This window comes from Marinobacterium lacunae (assembly GCF_000705555.1).
GTDB classification, from domain to species: domain Bacteria; phylum Pseudomonadota; class Gammaproteobacteria; order Pseudomonadales; family Balneatricaceae; genus Marinobacterium_D; species Marinobacterium_D lacunae.
This window is the reverse complement of the sequence record NZ_JMQN01000048.1, coordinates 1-12,373: the sequence shown is the minus strand read 5'-3', so window position 1 is coordinate 12,373 and position 12,373 is coordinate 1. Positions and strand designations below refer to the sequence as shown.

The following is a 12,373-nucleotide window of genomic DNA, read 5'->3' as shown; positions in this document are numbered from 1 at the left end:
CTGTGCAGTCAGGTGTATGAAAGGAAAGGGCAGTATACCGAAGTGACGGAATACTGGAAAAGTATACAGGAAATGGCCCCGTTTCCGGGGCCATTATCGATCATGGTTCAGCTCAGGCGCGCCGGATGGGCGATACGTGCGAGCAGTATGCGTTTGAGCTCGTCTGGGTCCTTGAGTTTCATCTCGCCCCCTTGGCGTGATGCCTGCGCGATGCCAAGCCAGGGAATCAGGCGTGAGAGCCAGAAACGCATCGCAGCCGTACGGCACAGCTGCGGCCAAGCCTGATGCTCGGCGTCGTTGAACGGGCGTACACTGGCATATGCGTCGAGCAGGGCACGCTCGCGCGCGCTATCGATGCTACCGTCGGGTTTGACGCACCAGTCGTTGGCGACGATGGCGAGATCATAGAGCCAATAAGCGGTGGCGGCGTTGTAGATATCCAGAATCGCCTCGACGTCGTTGCCGACGAACAGGGCGTTGTCGTGGAACAGGTCACCGTGGGTGATGCCCATCGGCAGCTGTTCCGCACTCTGGCGCAACTCATCGAACAGGCGGACCTCTTCACGCAGCAGGTTGGCATCCTCTTCGCTCAGGTGATGCGCGATGCTTTCGCTCTCCCTGCGCCACCAGAAAACACCTCGATGGGCCTGGCGGGTCAGGTAGAAGTCTTTCCCGGCCAGGTGCAGTCGGGCCAGTGCCTTGCCGATACTGGCACAGTGCTCAGGGGTGAGCTCCTGCTGAGCGACGTGGCCACCTTTGAATCGCGGCTGTAAAAAGGCGGGACGGCCACAGAGCTGCTTCAGACCAATGCCGTTGCGGTCCTCGATGGCATAGGGCACAGGGACATCGCGCTCGGCCAGCCATTTGCCCAGTTCCACAAAGAAAGGCATCTCGTCGTAGCTGAACTCTTCGAACAGTGTCAGTACATATTCTGCGCGCGCGCCCTCGTGCTCCAGCGTGACGAAATAGTTGGTGTTCTCGATGCCGCCATCGATCCCCTTGAGGTCGACGCAGATGCCAAGGTCATAATCAGCCAGCAGCTTGTTCAGCTCGGCCTTGGATACGGAGGTGTAGACTGCCACGATCGATTGTTACCAGCTGAAAATGACCCATTTGGGCAGGAGGATTTGTGATTTTTCGGCACGAATGTACTCGTCGCCTGAGCCCGGGGCCGGTACAAGGTAGTAGGGCTTGCCGACCTTGGGCACCACTTTTATCTCCTTGAGCTGGCCGTTAATCTTGTACTCGTAGTAGGTGGCTTCCTTGTCGTGGGAGATTGTGATCTCGGGTTCGCTGGTCTCGGTATTGGTTACGACCTCGGCCTGCGCCAACGGAGCCATGGCCAGCAGTCCCGCCAGCAGAAACTCTTTCATCATTGCATTTTCCCTGTTTGAACAAAGGCCGTCGTACATTGGTGGAAGCGGCCTTATTTGTCTATGATTGTGGGCCCTTGCGGCAGGCTGGACAAGCCCGCACCAGAATTCACCAGTCGATGGAAACCACCGATGAGCGCACAGAAACCTCCCGTTATTCTAGTAGACGGCTCCTCCTATTTATATAGAGCCTTCTTCGCCTCCCAGCAGGCAGACCTGAGAACGGCAGAGGGTTTCCCCACCGGCGCGGTGCGCGTGGTGACCTCGATGATGCGCAGTTTGCTCAAGCAATATCCCGATAGCCCAGTCGCCGTGGTGTTCGATGCCAAGGGCAAGACGTTCCGCGACGATCTCTATACCGAGTATAAGGCGCAACGCCCGCCAATGCCGGATGATCTGCGCGACCAGATCGGGCCTATTCACGACATTATCCGCGCCATGGGTATCCCGATGTTCGTTGAGGAGGGGGTCGAAGCCGACGATGTGATCGGTACGCTGGCGCGTCAGGCGGAAGCGGCCTGCTGTGATGTGGTGATCTCCACCGGCGACAAGGACATGGCGCAGCTGGTCGATGCCAAGGTGACACTGATCAACACCATGACCGATACGGTGATGGATGTGGAAGGCGTGCGCGAAAAATACGGCATCGAGCCAGAGTTGATCATCGATTATCTGGCATTGATGGGTGACAAGGTCGACAACATTCCCGGCGTACCGGGTGTCGGCGAGAAAACCGCGCTGGCGCTGTTGCAGGGGATCGGCGGTATTAAGGACCTCTATGAAAATCTCGACAAGATTCCGGATCTTGGCTTTCGCGGCGCCAAAACCATGCCCAAGAAACTGGAAGAGAACCGCGAAATGGCGGAGCTCTCCTACCTGTTGGCCACCATCAAGACCGATGTTGAGCTGCATGTCGGATTGGGTGATATCACCCTGCCTGCACCCGACAGGGAAAAACTGCTGGAGCTGTTCAAACGCTTCGAGTTTAGAACCTGGGTTACCGAACTTGAGCGTGCTGAAAGTTCACCGGCCTCTGATGCGGCAGTTGAACAAACACCGGCGCTGGAGATCGAGTATGAGACGGTTTTTGAACAGGCTGAACTGGATCGCTGGCTGGACAGGTTGAGAGCGGTGGGCAGTTTTGCCTTCGATACCGAAACCACCAGCCTCAACTATATGGAGGCCGAGATCGTCGGTGTGTCCTTCGCCGTCGAGGCGGGCAAGGCAGCTTACGTGCCGCTGGCGCACGACTATGTCGGCGCGCCGGATCAGCTTGACCGCAAGGCGGTACTCGCGCAGCTTAAGCCGCTTCTGGAAGACGCCAGCCTGAAAAAGATCGGCCAACACATCAAATACGACATGAATGTACTGGCGAACTACGGCATTGAGCTTCAGGGCATCGGCTCGGACACGATGCTCGAATCCTACGTGCTCAACTCCACCGGCAGCCGTCACGATATGGATACGCTGGCACAGCGTTACCTGAATACCGAAACGGTGAGCTTCGAGGATATCGCCGGCAAGGGCAAAAAACAGCTGACGTTCAACCAGATCGATCTCGAACAGGCCGCGCCCTATGCCGCTGAGGATGCGGATGTCACCCTGCGTCTACACCAGACGCTGATGCCAAAACTTGAGTCGGAGGGCAATCTGGTCTCGGTGCTCAATGAGATCGAGTTGCCGCTGGTCCCGGTGCTGTCGCGTATCGAGCGCAACGGCGCGCTGGTGGATGCCACCTTGCTGGCGCAGCAGAGCATGGAGATTGAACAGCGGCTCAAGGAGCTGGAGATCGAGGCGCATGAGCTGGCGGGCGGTCCGTTCAACCTGAGCTCGACCAAGCAGTTGCAGGAGATCCTGTTCGAGAAACAGGGGCTGCCGGTGAGGAAGAAGACCCCCAAAGGGGCACCCTCCACGGCGGAAGAGGTGCTTCAGGAGCTGGCGCTGGACTATCCGTTGCCGAAGGTAATCATCGAGCACCGGGGCTTAAGCAAGCTGAAGTCGACCTATACCGACAAACTGCCGCAGATGATTAACAAGGGGACAGGGCGAATCCACACCTCCTACCATCAGGCGGTGACGGCCACAGGACGTCTGTCATCCTCTGATCCCAATCTGCAGAACATTCCGGTGCGCACGAGTGAGGGGCGTCGTATTCGCCAGGCGTTCATTGCACCTGAGGGCTACAAGATCGTGGCGGCGGACTATTCGCAGATCGAGCTGCGTATCATGGCGCACCTGTCCGGTGATAAGGGGCTGCTGGAGGCTTTTGCGCACGGCGAAGATATCCACAGGGCAACAGCCTCCGAGGTGTTCAAGGTGTCGCGTGATGAGGTCACCTCGGATCAGCGTCGAAGCGCCAAGGCGATCAACTTCGGACTGATCTACGGTATGTCGGCGTTTGGTCTTGCCAAACAGTTGGGGCTGGGGCGCAAGGAGGCTCAGACCTATATCGATCACTATTTCGAGACCTACCCCGGCGTGCAACGTTATATGGACAGCACCCGCGAGAAGGCGCGCGAGCAGGGTTACGTCGAGACCATCTTCGGTCGCCGACTCTATCTGCCCGAGATCAACGCCCGTAACCCAATGAGCCGCCAAGCCGCGGAGCGCACCGCGATCAACGCGCCGATGCAGGGGACGGCGGCCGATATCATCAAGAAGGCGATGGTCAGTGTCGACAACTGGCTGCGTCAGAGCGGGTTCGATGCCCGCATGATCATGCAGGTGCATGACGAACTGGTATTTGAGGTACGAGAATCCGAAGTCGACGCGTTTCTCGCGCAGGTGCATCCGCTGATGGAAAAAACGGTACAGCTGGACGTGCCATTACTGGTTGAGGCGCAGGCGGGCGATAACTGGGAGCAAGCTCACTGAGTTTTTTTTCAACACCAGTGAACTTTTCAAATTTTGACTACTCTTAACAACAGAGGCCGTTGGTGTTCAGGACGTAGCATGTAAGAAGAGGCGGCCTCTGTGTCATGACAAATCGACTGACCCCGGTAACCGTTTCCCTTCCCCTTCGCGGTACCGGGGTTTTTTATGCCTGATCGTCAGCGTCGTCTTCGCTATCCGGCAGCAGCCAAGCGTCCAGTCGCTCCTTGAGTTGATCCACACCGGTCTTTTTCAATGCCGAGAACGTCTGTACCGAGACCAGATCTCCCAGCGCCGCTTTCAATGACTTGCGTATCTGCAGTAGCGTGCTCTGCGCTGGGCCACGCTTGAGCTTGTCGGTTTTGGTCAGCAGAACATGCAAGGGTACGCCGGTCGACTGGCACCACTGCACCATCATTTCGTCGAACTCTTTCATCGGATGGCGAATATCCATGACCAGCACCACGCCGCGCAAGCACTGACGATGCTGAAGGTACGCATCGAGGTGTTTCTGCCAGTGCTGTTTCAGTGCAATCGGCACCTTGGCATAGCCGTAGCCTGGCAGGTCGACCAGACGCAGGCCTTCGATGTTTAGATCGAAAAAGTTGATCAGCTGCGTACGTCCCGGGGTTTTCGACACCCGGGCCAGTTGGGTGTGTTGCGTCAGCGTATTGATGGCGCTGGATTTGCCCGCATTGGATCGACCGGCAAATGCGACTTCAGCGCCTTCGTCGGCAGGACATTGGCTGAGCTTGGAGGCACTGGTATTGAAGCGCGCTGAGGAGTAATGGATGACCGGTTCGCTTAAGGACATGGGATTCCGCTGCTGGCTCCCCGACGAATAGATACGTTTATTTACGTTCCAGTTTGTGGGGATATTAGTTTATAATGCCGCCAATTTTACCCGCGATCTGGTTAGCGCTCCAGTCAGGGATAGCACGACTTCGGATGTTTTTACTGCACATTACGCGGTGGAAGCGACACAATTTTAGTCTTACAGGGTCTGGGTTATTCACAATGAACAAACTACTGATCAGCTTACTGGTTACTCTCGGTCTCACCGGTGTCGCGCACGCCGCAGGCGACGCTGCACAGGGCAAACAGAAGGTTGCCGTGTGTGCGGCCTGTCATGGTGCAGACGGTAACAGTCTTGCCCCCAACTTCCCGAAGCTGGCGGGCCAGAACGAGAAATATCTCCTCAAGCAGCTTAAGGACATCAAGGCTGGCGATCGTACCGTATTGGAGATGACCGGTATGCTGAATAACCTGAACGATCAGGATCTGGAAGATATCGCGGCATACTTCTCCAGCCAGAAAGTCCAGCTGGGTCAGGCCGCTGCCGACCAGGTTGCCAAAGGTCAGGAGATTTTCCGCGCCGGTATCGCCGACAAGGGTGTCGCGGCGTGCACCGCATGCCACGGTCCTCAGGGCAAGGGCAACAACTCTGCAGCCTTCCCGGCGCTGGGTGGTCAGAGCGCTGCTTACGTCGAGAGCTCTCTGAAGAAGTTCGCAGCAGGTGAGCGTGCCAACGATCCGGCTGGCATGATGCGCGATATCGCCGTCAAAATGAATGACGCAGAGATCAAAGCGGTCGCCCAGTACGTACAGGGCCTGCATTAATCGCTGATTCAGCGGTGACATAATACAAAGGCAGCCTAGAGCTGCCTTTGCTGTTTCTGTGCAGTGGAATGAACTTTACTCCTCTTAGTACAGTCTCTGAACGACGTTGAATGCCTATGGATTGGAGATAGCGCGATGAAAAAATGGTTGTTGGCTGTGGTGGCAGCCTGTTTTGCAGTATCGGCCTGGGCCGCGGATGCGCCCCGCTATGAAGAAGGTGTTCAGTACGAGCGTATCTCTCGTCCTGTGCCGACGACGACCGGTGACAAGATCGAGGTCGTGGAGATGTTCGGTTATCTCTGCCCGCACTGTAATAATTTCGAGCCGTTGCTCGAAAAGTGGAAAGCGGAGCAGAAAGATGACGTGCAGCTGGTCACCATTCCGGTTGTGTTCGGCCGCAGCTGGGAGCCGTTTGCGCGTGCTTTCTACGTAGCTGAGTTGCTCGGCAAGGTTGATGAAACTCACAAGGCGATGTTCGACGCGATTCACAAGGAGCGTCGCCGGATGCGTTCCGAGGAAGATCTCGCTGATTTCTACGCTGATTTCGGTGTCGACAAAGACAACTTCGTGAAGCAGTACAACTCCTTTGCTGTCAACATGAAGCTCAAACAGGGCGACGCCAAGGCTCGGGGATATGAAATCACCGGCGTTCCGACCATGATCGTCAATGGCAAGTATCGCATCACCGCGAGTACCGCCGGTGGTCATGAAGCGATGCTCAAGGTTGTTGACTATCTGGTCGAAAAAGAACGCGAAGCGAAGTGATATACCTGATCTAATGCAGGAAATGTGCTCTCGCGCTTCGGTTCGACCTGTTCAGTGCCCCCCGTCGTGATATATTGCGGGCATGGTTTAATCAGGCGTTGCACAGTGCAGTCGTGGCGCGGAGCTTTCCCGTGGCGTTAGAGCAAGAAGATTGGAAACTAAAATTCAAGGAGCTGGCTCAAGAGTGTGAGGCGTTGCAGCAGAATGTTGAAGCTGCACATGCGCTCAATCGCTCTCTGACGGCTCAGCTGGCATTGGGTGTGCGTGGACAGAGCGCCACACTTGATGCCGAGCTGGATCAGCTCCGCGAACTTCTACTTAAACCCGGTAACCCGGGTACCCTCGACAAGACTTTTGGTCGTGTTGAACGGCAGATCAAACTGCTGGATGATCAGCGCCTGTCGGTCTCAGGCGATATTCGCAATGCGTTTGACCGCTGGATTGGTCAACTGAAAGGGCTGAGTCAGAGTGAAGCCTTTGCTAATCTGCTGAAAAATACGGCCAAACGTGTTCCTGATGCCTCAGAGCATCTGTATAAACTCTCAGGCCTGCTGCTCGAAATGGTCGAGCTCCAGAAAGGCCTGCTTCCCGCTTCCTCTTCGACCGAAACCTATGAGCTGAATGGTCGAGGCGATACCGATGCACTCGAAGTCGAGATGCTGGAGCGTCGCGTCGCAGACGAAATGCTCAAGCTGATCGATGCCTTGAATGTGCAGAGCTCTGGGCTCGCATTAGCGAGGCAGCTGATCGAGCGCATAGAGGCTGGCCTGAAATCTGCCGATATTCCCGACCTGATGTCCGAATTGGTTCGGTTGGCGAGGCTGTCGGCTGGTCTTGAGCATCAGGAGTTTGAAAATTACCTGATTAACCTGAATGAGCAGCTCGCTTATGTGCAGGAATTTTTAAGCCAAAGTCAGGACGAAGAGCGACAGGCGTTTGAGGCGCATCAGCACCTCGATAATGCCGTGCGTCAGAATGTCAGGCAGTTGCACCAGAGTGTAAAAGCCTCGAATGATCTCCCATCCCTTAAACTGGCCGTATCCCAGCAGTTGGCCAGTATCGTAAGCACGATGGACCAATATCGCTCTCATGAGAGTGAGCGCGAGAAGCGGATGCAGGTCCGTTACGAGTCGCTACTTGAAAAAGTCGATCAGATGGAGGTTGAGGCTAGCCGAGTGCGCTCGCGTATGGAAGAGGAGCAGCTGCGTGCTCGCACGGATCCTCTTACCGGATTGCCGAACCGGGTATCATATGACGACCAGCTGAAAGAGGCGCTGGGACGTTGGCAGCGGTATCAAACCCCCTTTGCCATTGCGGTCGTCGATCTTGATCGCTTTAAAGAGATCAATGACGCGTATGGTCACTTGGCCGGGGATAAAGTGCTGCGTCTGGTCGCCCGGGTCTTGCAACGCAACCTTCGAGGCAGTGACTTCATCGCCCGCTATGGCGGGGAAGAGTTTGTTATTATCTTCCCGTCTACGGTCGGCACCGACGCAAAATCGGCGGCGGACAAGCTCCGCGATGCCGTTCAGAACAGCCCATTCCACTTTCGAGGCGAGCCTGTGCAAGTAACGGCGTCGATCGGGGTCGCGCAGGTGGGAGCTGAAGACGCGGAAGAAGACGTGTTCGCACGCGCCGATGCCGCTCTTTATCGGGCAAAAGAGGAAGGGCGAAATAAGGTGGTGTCTGCCTAGCAACACCGTCCGTCTGCTCCCCGCTTACCTATCTTCCGGAGTTGATTCAGTGCGAACGGTTTTCCGTCTGATTAAAATTGCGCACGTATTTGCGCTTTACCGCCTCGATACCTTTATTCAAGACGCGCCATTACCGGGTTATCTGCGTTTCCTGCTGCTGTTTCTCCCCTCGCGCTGGTTCATTCGCGCACGGGAGCCAAGAGGCGTTCGATTGCGTCTGGCGCTGGAGGCGCTGGGTCCTGTATTTATCAAGTTCGGGCAGATGCTCTCGACGCGACGGGATTTGCTGCCCGATGATCTGGCTGTCGAACTTGCCCGACTACAGGATAGGGTGCCGCCGTTTGCCGGAAAAGATGCGCAGCGTATTGTGGAGCGCTCGCTCGGGCGCTCGATTACCGAGCTGTTTTCCGAGTTCAGCGTCGATCCCATTGCATCGGCATCGGTCGCTCAGGTCCATGGTGCGCGTCTGCACAATGGTCAGGATGTTGTGGTTAAAGTCATCCGGCCGGGTATCGCCACTGTGATACGACAGGATGTCGCATTGCTCTACACTTTGGCGCATCTGGTTCAGAAGCTTTGGTCCGAGGGGCGTCGTCTGCGTCCAGTGGAAGTGGTTGCTGAATACGAGCAAACCATCTTCGATGAACTGGATCTGCGAAAAGAAGCGGCGAATGGCTCGCAATTGCGCCGTAACTTTGAAAATTCCGCCATGCTATATGTTCCGGAGATCTACTGGGACCTGACCCGGCAGAATGTGCTGGTAATGGAGCGCATATACGGCACGCCGGTGGCTGACGTTGAGGCGCTGAAGCGGCGTAACACCGACATGAAAGTTTTGGCGGAGCGTGGAGTGGAGATCTTCTTCACTCAGGTGTTTCGAGACAGCTTTTTCCACGCCGATATGCACCCGGGCAACATCTTCGTATCAACAGAGTCACCGTCGGATCCCCGCTATATAGCCGTCGACTTTGGCATCATTGGTGCACTCTCTCCTGAGGATCAAAGCTATCTGGCGCGTAATATACTGGCCTTTTTCAAGCGTGATTACCGACAGGTTGCTCAGCTGCATATCGATTCAGGGTGGGTGCCGGCGGATACTAACGTCAATGCATTTGAGACAGCGATCCGCAGTGTTTGTGAGCCGATATTCGAAAAGCCTCTCAAGGATATCTCCTTCGGTATGGTGCTGCTGGGTCTGTTTCAAACTGCAAGGCGCTTCAATATGGAAGTGCAGCCGCAACTGGTGCTGTTACAGAAGACACTGCTTAATATCGAGGGGTTGGGGCGGCAGCTCTATCCGGAGCTTGATCTGTGGAAGACCGCCAAGCCATTTTTGGAAAACTGGATGCATGAACGGATGGGTCCAAAAGCAGTCTACCGTAAGATGAAGCAGCAGGCACCGGATTGGCTGGATAAGCTCCCGCACATGCCGCAATTGGTATTTGACGGGTTGCAGCAGATGCGCCGTCTGGAAGAAACTCAGCGGCAACTGGTTCAGCAATATGATGCGGATAAGGTTCGTCGCAATACCCGTGGGCGGCGTTCTTTGAGTGTGGCGGCACTGTTAATGCTTTTTGCACTGGTCAGTGCTCAGCCGGAAGGGCGAGCACTTGTTGAACAGATGCCTTGGTATGGATGGCTCAGTGCCTTAGTTGGGTTGCTGGTTTTGTGGCGAGTCTAGATGTGGTCGGGCACGAACCGATCCGGTATGCTTCGCCGTCGACAATGGGCTTATAACGTAGTTGTTTTCGATGAATGATGACTGGCTGGAACAGGTAAAGTGGGACGAACAGGGTCTGGTGCCCGCGATAGCGCAGGACAGGGCTACCGGCAGAATTCTGATGGTTGCCTGGATGAATCGTGAGGCTTTAGCGCTTACGGTAAGTGAGAACCGTGCCATCTACTGGTCACGTTCGCGAGGTAAGCTGTGGCGAAAAGGCGAAGAGTCGGGCCATGTTCAAACGCTGCATGAGCTGAGACTTGACTGCGATGGTGATGTGATCCTGTTGCAGGTTGAGCAGCTTGGCGAGATCGCTTGCCATACCGGTCGTGAAAGTTGCTTCTACAGAAAGCTGGACGAGCAGGGTAAGTGGCAAGTGACGGATCCCGTACGCAAGGATCCGGATGAAATTTACACGAAGCAGGGCAGCAATTAATGAGCATAGTGCTTGAACAGCTTGGTGCAGTGTTGGAGCAGCGCAAGAGTGCGGCGGCCGATACCTCTTATGTTGCCAGTCTGCATGCGAAAGGGTTGAACAAGATTTTGGAGAAGGTGGGCGAGGAGGCGACTGAGACGATTCTCGCGGCCAAGGACGCCCAGCTTAGCGGCGACAATGCCGACCTGATTTATGAAACCGCCGACCTTTGGTTTCATACTCTGGTCATGCTGTCGCACTTGGGAGAAACGCCGGACAGTGTGCTCAATGAGCTGGCCCGTCGCTTTGATCTGTCGGGGCTTGAAGAAAAAGCGTCCCGCACGCCTAAATAGATAACAACAGAAGCCGTTCGGCTTTGGAAGTGGAGAGACGATCATGGGATTTGGTGGTATCAGCATTTGGCAGTTGGTAATCGTACTCGGCATTATCATCCTGCTGTTCGGCACCAAAAAGCTGCGCAACTTGGGCAGTGATGTTGGCGGTGCTGTAAAAGGCTTTAAAAAGGCAATGAACGAAGAGAGCGCCAAAGAGGAAAACAACGCACAGAAGACGATCAGCAAGGACGATGCTGAATTCGATGCTGCCGACAAAGCTGCAGAGACGTCCGACAAAAAGACTGAAAGCAAATAACACGCGGCTGGCTCAAAGATGTTTGATATCGGCTTTGCCGAACTGCTGGTAGTGGCAGTTGTTGCGCTTCTGGTGTTGGGGCCTGAAAAATTACCCATGGCCGCGCGTACCTGTGGTCTTTGGCTGGGGCGCGTTCGACGCACGGTGAGCAACATTCAGCGCGAGATCAATGAAGAGCTGCGTGTGGAGGAGATGCGCCGCACAACAGCGATCAACAAGGAAAAGCTCGACGAGGAGCTTTCTGAAATGCGTAAGCCGTTCTCGACCACTGAATCTGATGCTGCCGTGCCAGAGTCCAGGGCGGAGGCTCGTCAGGACTCAAAGCCAGGAGCCGACGAAGCCAGCCTGAAGAAGTCGACAGACAATGACTGAACCACATATCGATCCTGAGCAGCCACTGATTTCTCATCTGGTCGAGTTGCGCCAACGGCTGCTGCACAGTGTTTTGATCATATTGGCCATTTTCTTGGCGCTATTCTATTTTGCCAATGATCTGTATGAGTGGCTATCCGCCCCGTTAACGGCTCTTTTGCCGGAAGGGGCCAGCATGATTGCGACAGACGTAACCTCGCCTTTTTTTGCGCCTTTTAAACTGACCTTGGTTGCGGCCATCTTCATAGCGATGCCGTTTTTGCTGCATCAGGCATGGGGCTTTATATCGCCCGGGTTGTATAAGCACGAGAAGCGTTTGGCTGTGCCGTTACTGCTTTCCAGTGTTGTTCTGTTTTATCTCGGTATTGCCTTTGCCTATTTTGTCGTGTTTCCGCTGGTGTTCGGGTTCTTCACCAGTGTTGGGCCCGAAAATGTGGCAGTGATGACGGATATCAGCAGCTATCTCAACTTTGTGCTTAAACTGTTTTTCGCGTTTGGCATCGTGTTTGAAATACCGGTGGCGACACTGTTGATGGTGTGGTCCGGTATGACGGATGTGGAATCGCTGTCTGCCAAGCGTGCATATGTGATCGTCGGTTGCTTCGTGGTTGGCATGTTGCTGACGCCTCCCGATATTATCTCTCAGAGCTTGCTCGCAGTGCCGATGTGGCTGCTCTTCGAGCTTGGCCTTATTATGGCGCGGGTCACCCGCCGTGAACGCCGTGAAAACAGGGTTGAAGAGGGCGAGGAAGCGGATATCTAATATTGGCTACCTCGCTTTTTCATCTCGGCGGTAAAAAATTTACATTTCCCCTGTTGACTCCCTCGGGCAGGTCTGTAGAATGCGCCTCCTCGCTTGAGACGAACGCCCCTCGGGGCTGAATCGAAACCG

The 12,373-nt window shown here is 55.3% G+C and carries 13 protein-coding genes; 10 read left to right on the top strand and 3 right to left on the bottom strand.

From position 1 onward, the window contains the following. Positions 1-107: 107 nt before the first annotated feature. Both ADIMK_RS16560 and ADIMK_RS16555 read right to left on the bottom strand, forming a co-directional pair. Complete coding sequence (locus ADIMK_RS16560; RefSeq protein WP_036190615.1) at positions 108-1,082, bottom strand: homoserine kinase; 975 nt, start codon at positions 1,080-1,082, stop codon at positions 108-110. Between the two features lie 9 nt (positions 1,083-1,091). Then, the gene (locus tag ADIMK_RS16555; RefSeq protein WP_036190612.1) at positions 1,092-1,376 is read right to left on the bottom strand and encodes a DUF2782 domain-containing protein; all 285 of its coding nucleotides are present in this window, start codon (positions 1,374-1,376) and stop codon (positions 1,092-1,094) included. Between the two features lie 129 nt (positions 1,377-1,505). On the opposite strand from ADIMK_RS16555, the gene polA reads away from it, so the two are divergent. Further along, a complete protein-coding gene (polA, locus tag ADIMK_RS16550; RefSeq protein WP_036190610.1) occupies positions 1,506-4,247 on the top strand; it encodes a DNA polymerase I in 2,742 nt (913 codons plus the stop codon). Between the two features lie 163 nt (positions 4,248-4,410). Here the strand turns inward: polA and yihA are convergent, their stop codons facing one another. Further along, positions 4,411-5,058, bottom strand: coding sequence for a ribosome biogenesis GTP-binding protein YihA/YsxC (yihA, locus tag ADIMK_RS16545; protein WP_036190609.1), 648 nt, complete (start codon positions 5,056-5,058; stop codon positions 4,411-4,413). A 203-nt stretch (positions 5,059-5,261) separates the two neighbouring features. On the opposite strand from yihA, the gene ADIMK_RS16540 reads away from it, so the two are divergent. The 9 genes from ADIMK_RS16540 to tatC all read left to right on the top strand — a co-directional run bounded on the left by ADIMK_RS16540 (position 5,262) and on the right by tatC (position 12,244). Then, positions 5,262-5,864, top strand: a complete 603-nt coding sequence (locus ADIMK_RS16540) for a c-type cytochrome (protein WP_036190607.1) — start codon at positions 5,262-5,264, stop codon at positions 5,862-5,864. A 135-nt stretch (positions 5,865-5,999) separates the two neighbouring features. After that, positions 6,000-6,629 carry a thiol:disulfide interchange protein DsbA/DsbL gene (locus ADIMK_RS16535; RefSeq protein WP_036190604.1) on the top strand — a complete coding sequence of 210 codons (630 nt, stop codon included), beginning with the start codon at positions 6,000-6,002 and terminating at the stop codon, positions 6,627-6,629. 131 nt (positions 6,630-6,760) lie between these two features. Continuing rightward, a complete protein-coding gene (locus ADIMK_RS21470) occupies positions 6,761-8,323 on the top strand; it encodes a GGDEF domain-containing protein (protein ID WP_051693042.1) in 1,563 nt (520 codons plus the stop codon). A gap of 49 nt (positions 8,324-8,372) precedes the next feature. After that, a complete protein-coding gene (ubiB, locus tag ADIMK_RS16525) occupies positions 8,373-10,004 on the top strand; it encodes a ubiquinone biosynthesis regulatory protein kinase UbiB (protein ID WP_036190602.1) in 1,632 nt (543 codons plus the stop codon). A 70-nt stretch (positions 10,005-10,074) separates the two neighbouring features. Beyond that, positions 10,075-10,479, top strand: a complete 405-nt coding sequence (hisI, locus tag ADIMK_RS16520; RefSeq protein WP_036190600.1) for a phosphoribosyl-AMP cyclohydrolase — start codon at positions 10,075-10,077, stop codon at positions 10,477-10,479. Continuing rightward, on the top strand, positions 10,479-10,811 hold the full coding sequence (locus ADIMK_RS16515; protein WP_036190598.1) for a phosphoribosyl-ATP diphosphatase: 333 nt from the start codon (positions 10,479-10,481) through the stop codon (positions 10,809-10,811). The genes hisI and ADIMK_RS16515 overlap by 1 nt, the downstream gene beginning before the upstream one ends. Before the next feature lie 43 nt (positions 10,812-10,854). Beyond that, positions 10,855-11,109 carry a Sec-independent protein translocase subunit TatA gene (gene tatA, locus ADIMK_RS16510; protein ID WP_036190595.1) on the top strand — a complete coding sequence of 85 codons (255 nt, stop codon included), beginning with the start codon at positions 10,855-10,857 and terminating at the stop codon, positions 11,107-11,109. An 18-nt stretch (positions 11,110-11,127) separates the two neighbouring features. Continuing rightward, entirely contained in the window at positions 11,128-11,481 is a 354-nt protein-coding gene (tatB, locus tag ADIMK_RS16505) for a Sec-independent protein translocase protein TatB (RefSeq protein WP_036190592.1), read from the top strand. Beyond that, positions 11,474-12,244 (top strand): twin-arginine translocase subunit TatC, encoded by a 771-nt coding sequence (gene tatC, locus ADIMK_RS16500; protein WP_036190589.1) that lies wholly within the window; start codon positions 11,474-11,476, stop codon positions 12,242-12,244. Before tatB ends, tatC begins: the two co-directional genes overlap by 8 nt. Positions 12,245-12,373 lie beyond the last annotated feature (129 nt).

What these genes read in the sequence shown, in the direction of transcription:
- ADIMK_RS16555 (WP_036190612.1), bottom strand. Translation starts at nt 1,376, where the DNA reads ATGATGAAAGAGTTTCTGCTGGCGGGACTGCTGGCCATGGCTCCGTTG.
- polA (WP_036190610.1), top strand. Translation starts at nt 1,506, where the DNA reads ATGAGCGCACAGAAACCTCCCGTTATTCTAGTAGACGGCTCCTCCTAT.
- yihA (WP_036190609.1), bottom strand. Translation starts at nt 5,058, where the DNA reads ATGTCCTTAAGCGAACCGGTCATCCATTACTCCTCAGCGCGCTTCAAT.
- ADIMK_RS16540 (WP_036190607.1), top strand. Translation starts at nt 5,262, where the DNA reads ATGAACAAACTACTGATCAGCTTACTGGTTACTCTCGGTCTCACCGGT.
- ADIMK_RS16535 (WP_036190604.1), top strand. Translation starts at nt 6,000, where the DNA reads ATGAAAAAATGGTTGTTGGCTGTGGTGGCAGCCTGTTTTGCAGTATCG.
- hisI (WP_036190600.1), top strand. Translation starts at nt 10,075, where the DNA reads ATGAATGATGACTGGCTGGAACAGGTAAAGTGGGACGAACAGGGTCTG.
- ADIMK_RS16515 (WP_036190598.1), top strand. Translation starts at nt 10,479, where the DNA reads ATGAGCATAGTGCTTGAACAGCTTGGTGCAGTGTTGGAGCAGCGCAAG.
- tatA (WP_036190595.1), top strand. Translation starts at nt 10,855, where the DNA reads ATGGGATTTGGTGGTATCAGCATTTGGCAGTTGGTAATCGTACTCGGC.
- tatB (WP_036190592.1), top strand. Translation starts at nt 11,128, where the DNA reads ATGTTTGATATCGGCTTTGCCGAACTGCTGGTAGTGGCAGTTGTTGCG.
- tatC (WP_036190589.1), top strand. Translation starts at nt 11,474, where the DNA reads ATGACTGAACCACATATCGATCCTGAGCAGCCACTGATTTCTCATCTG.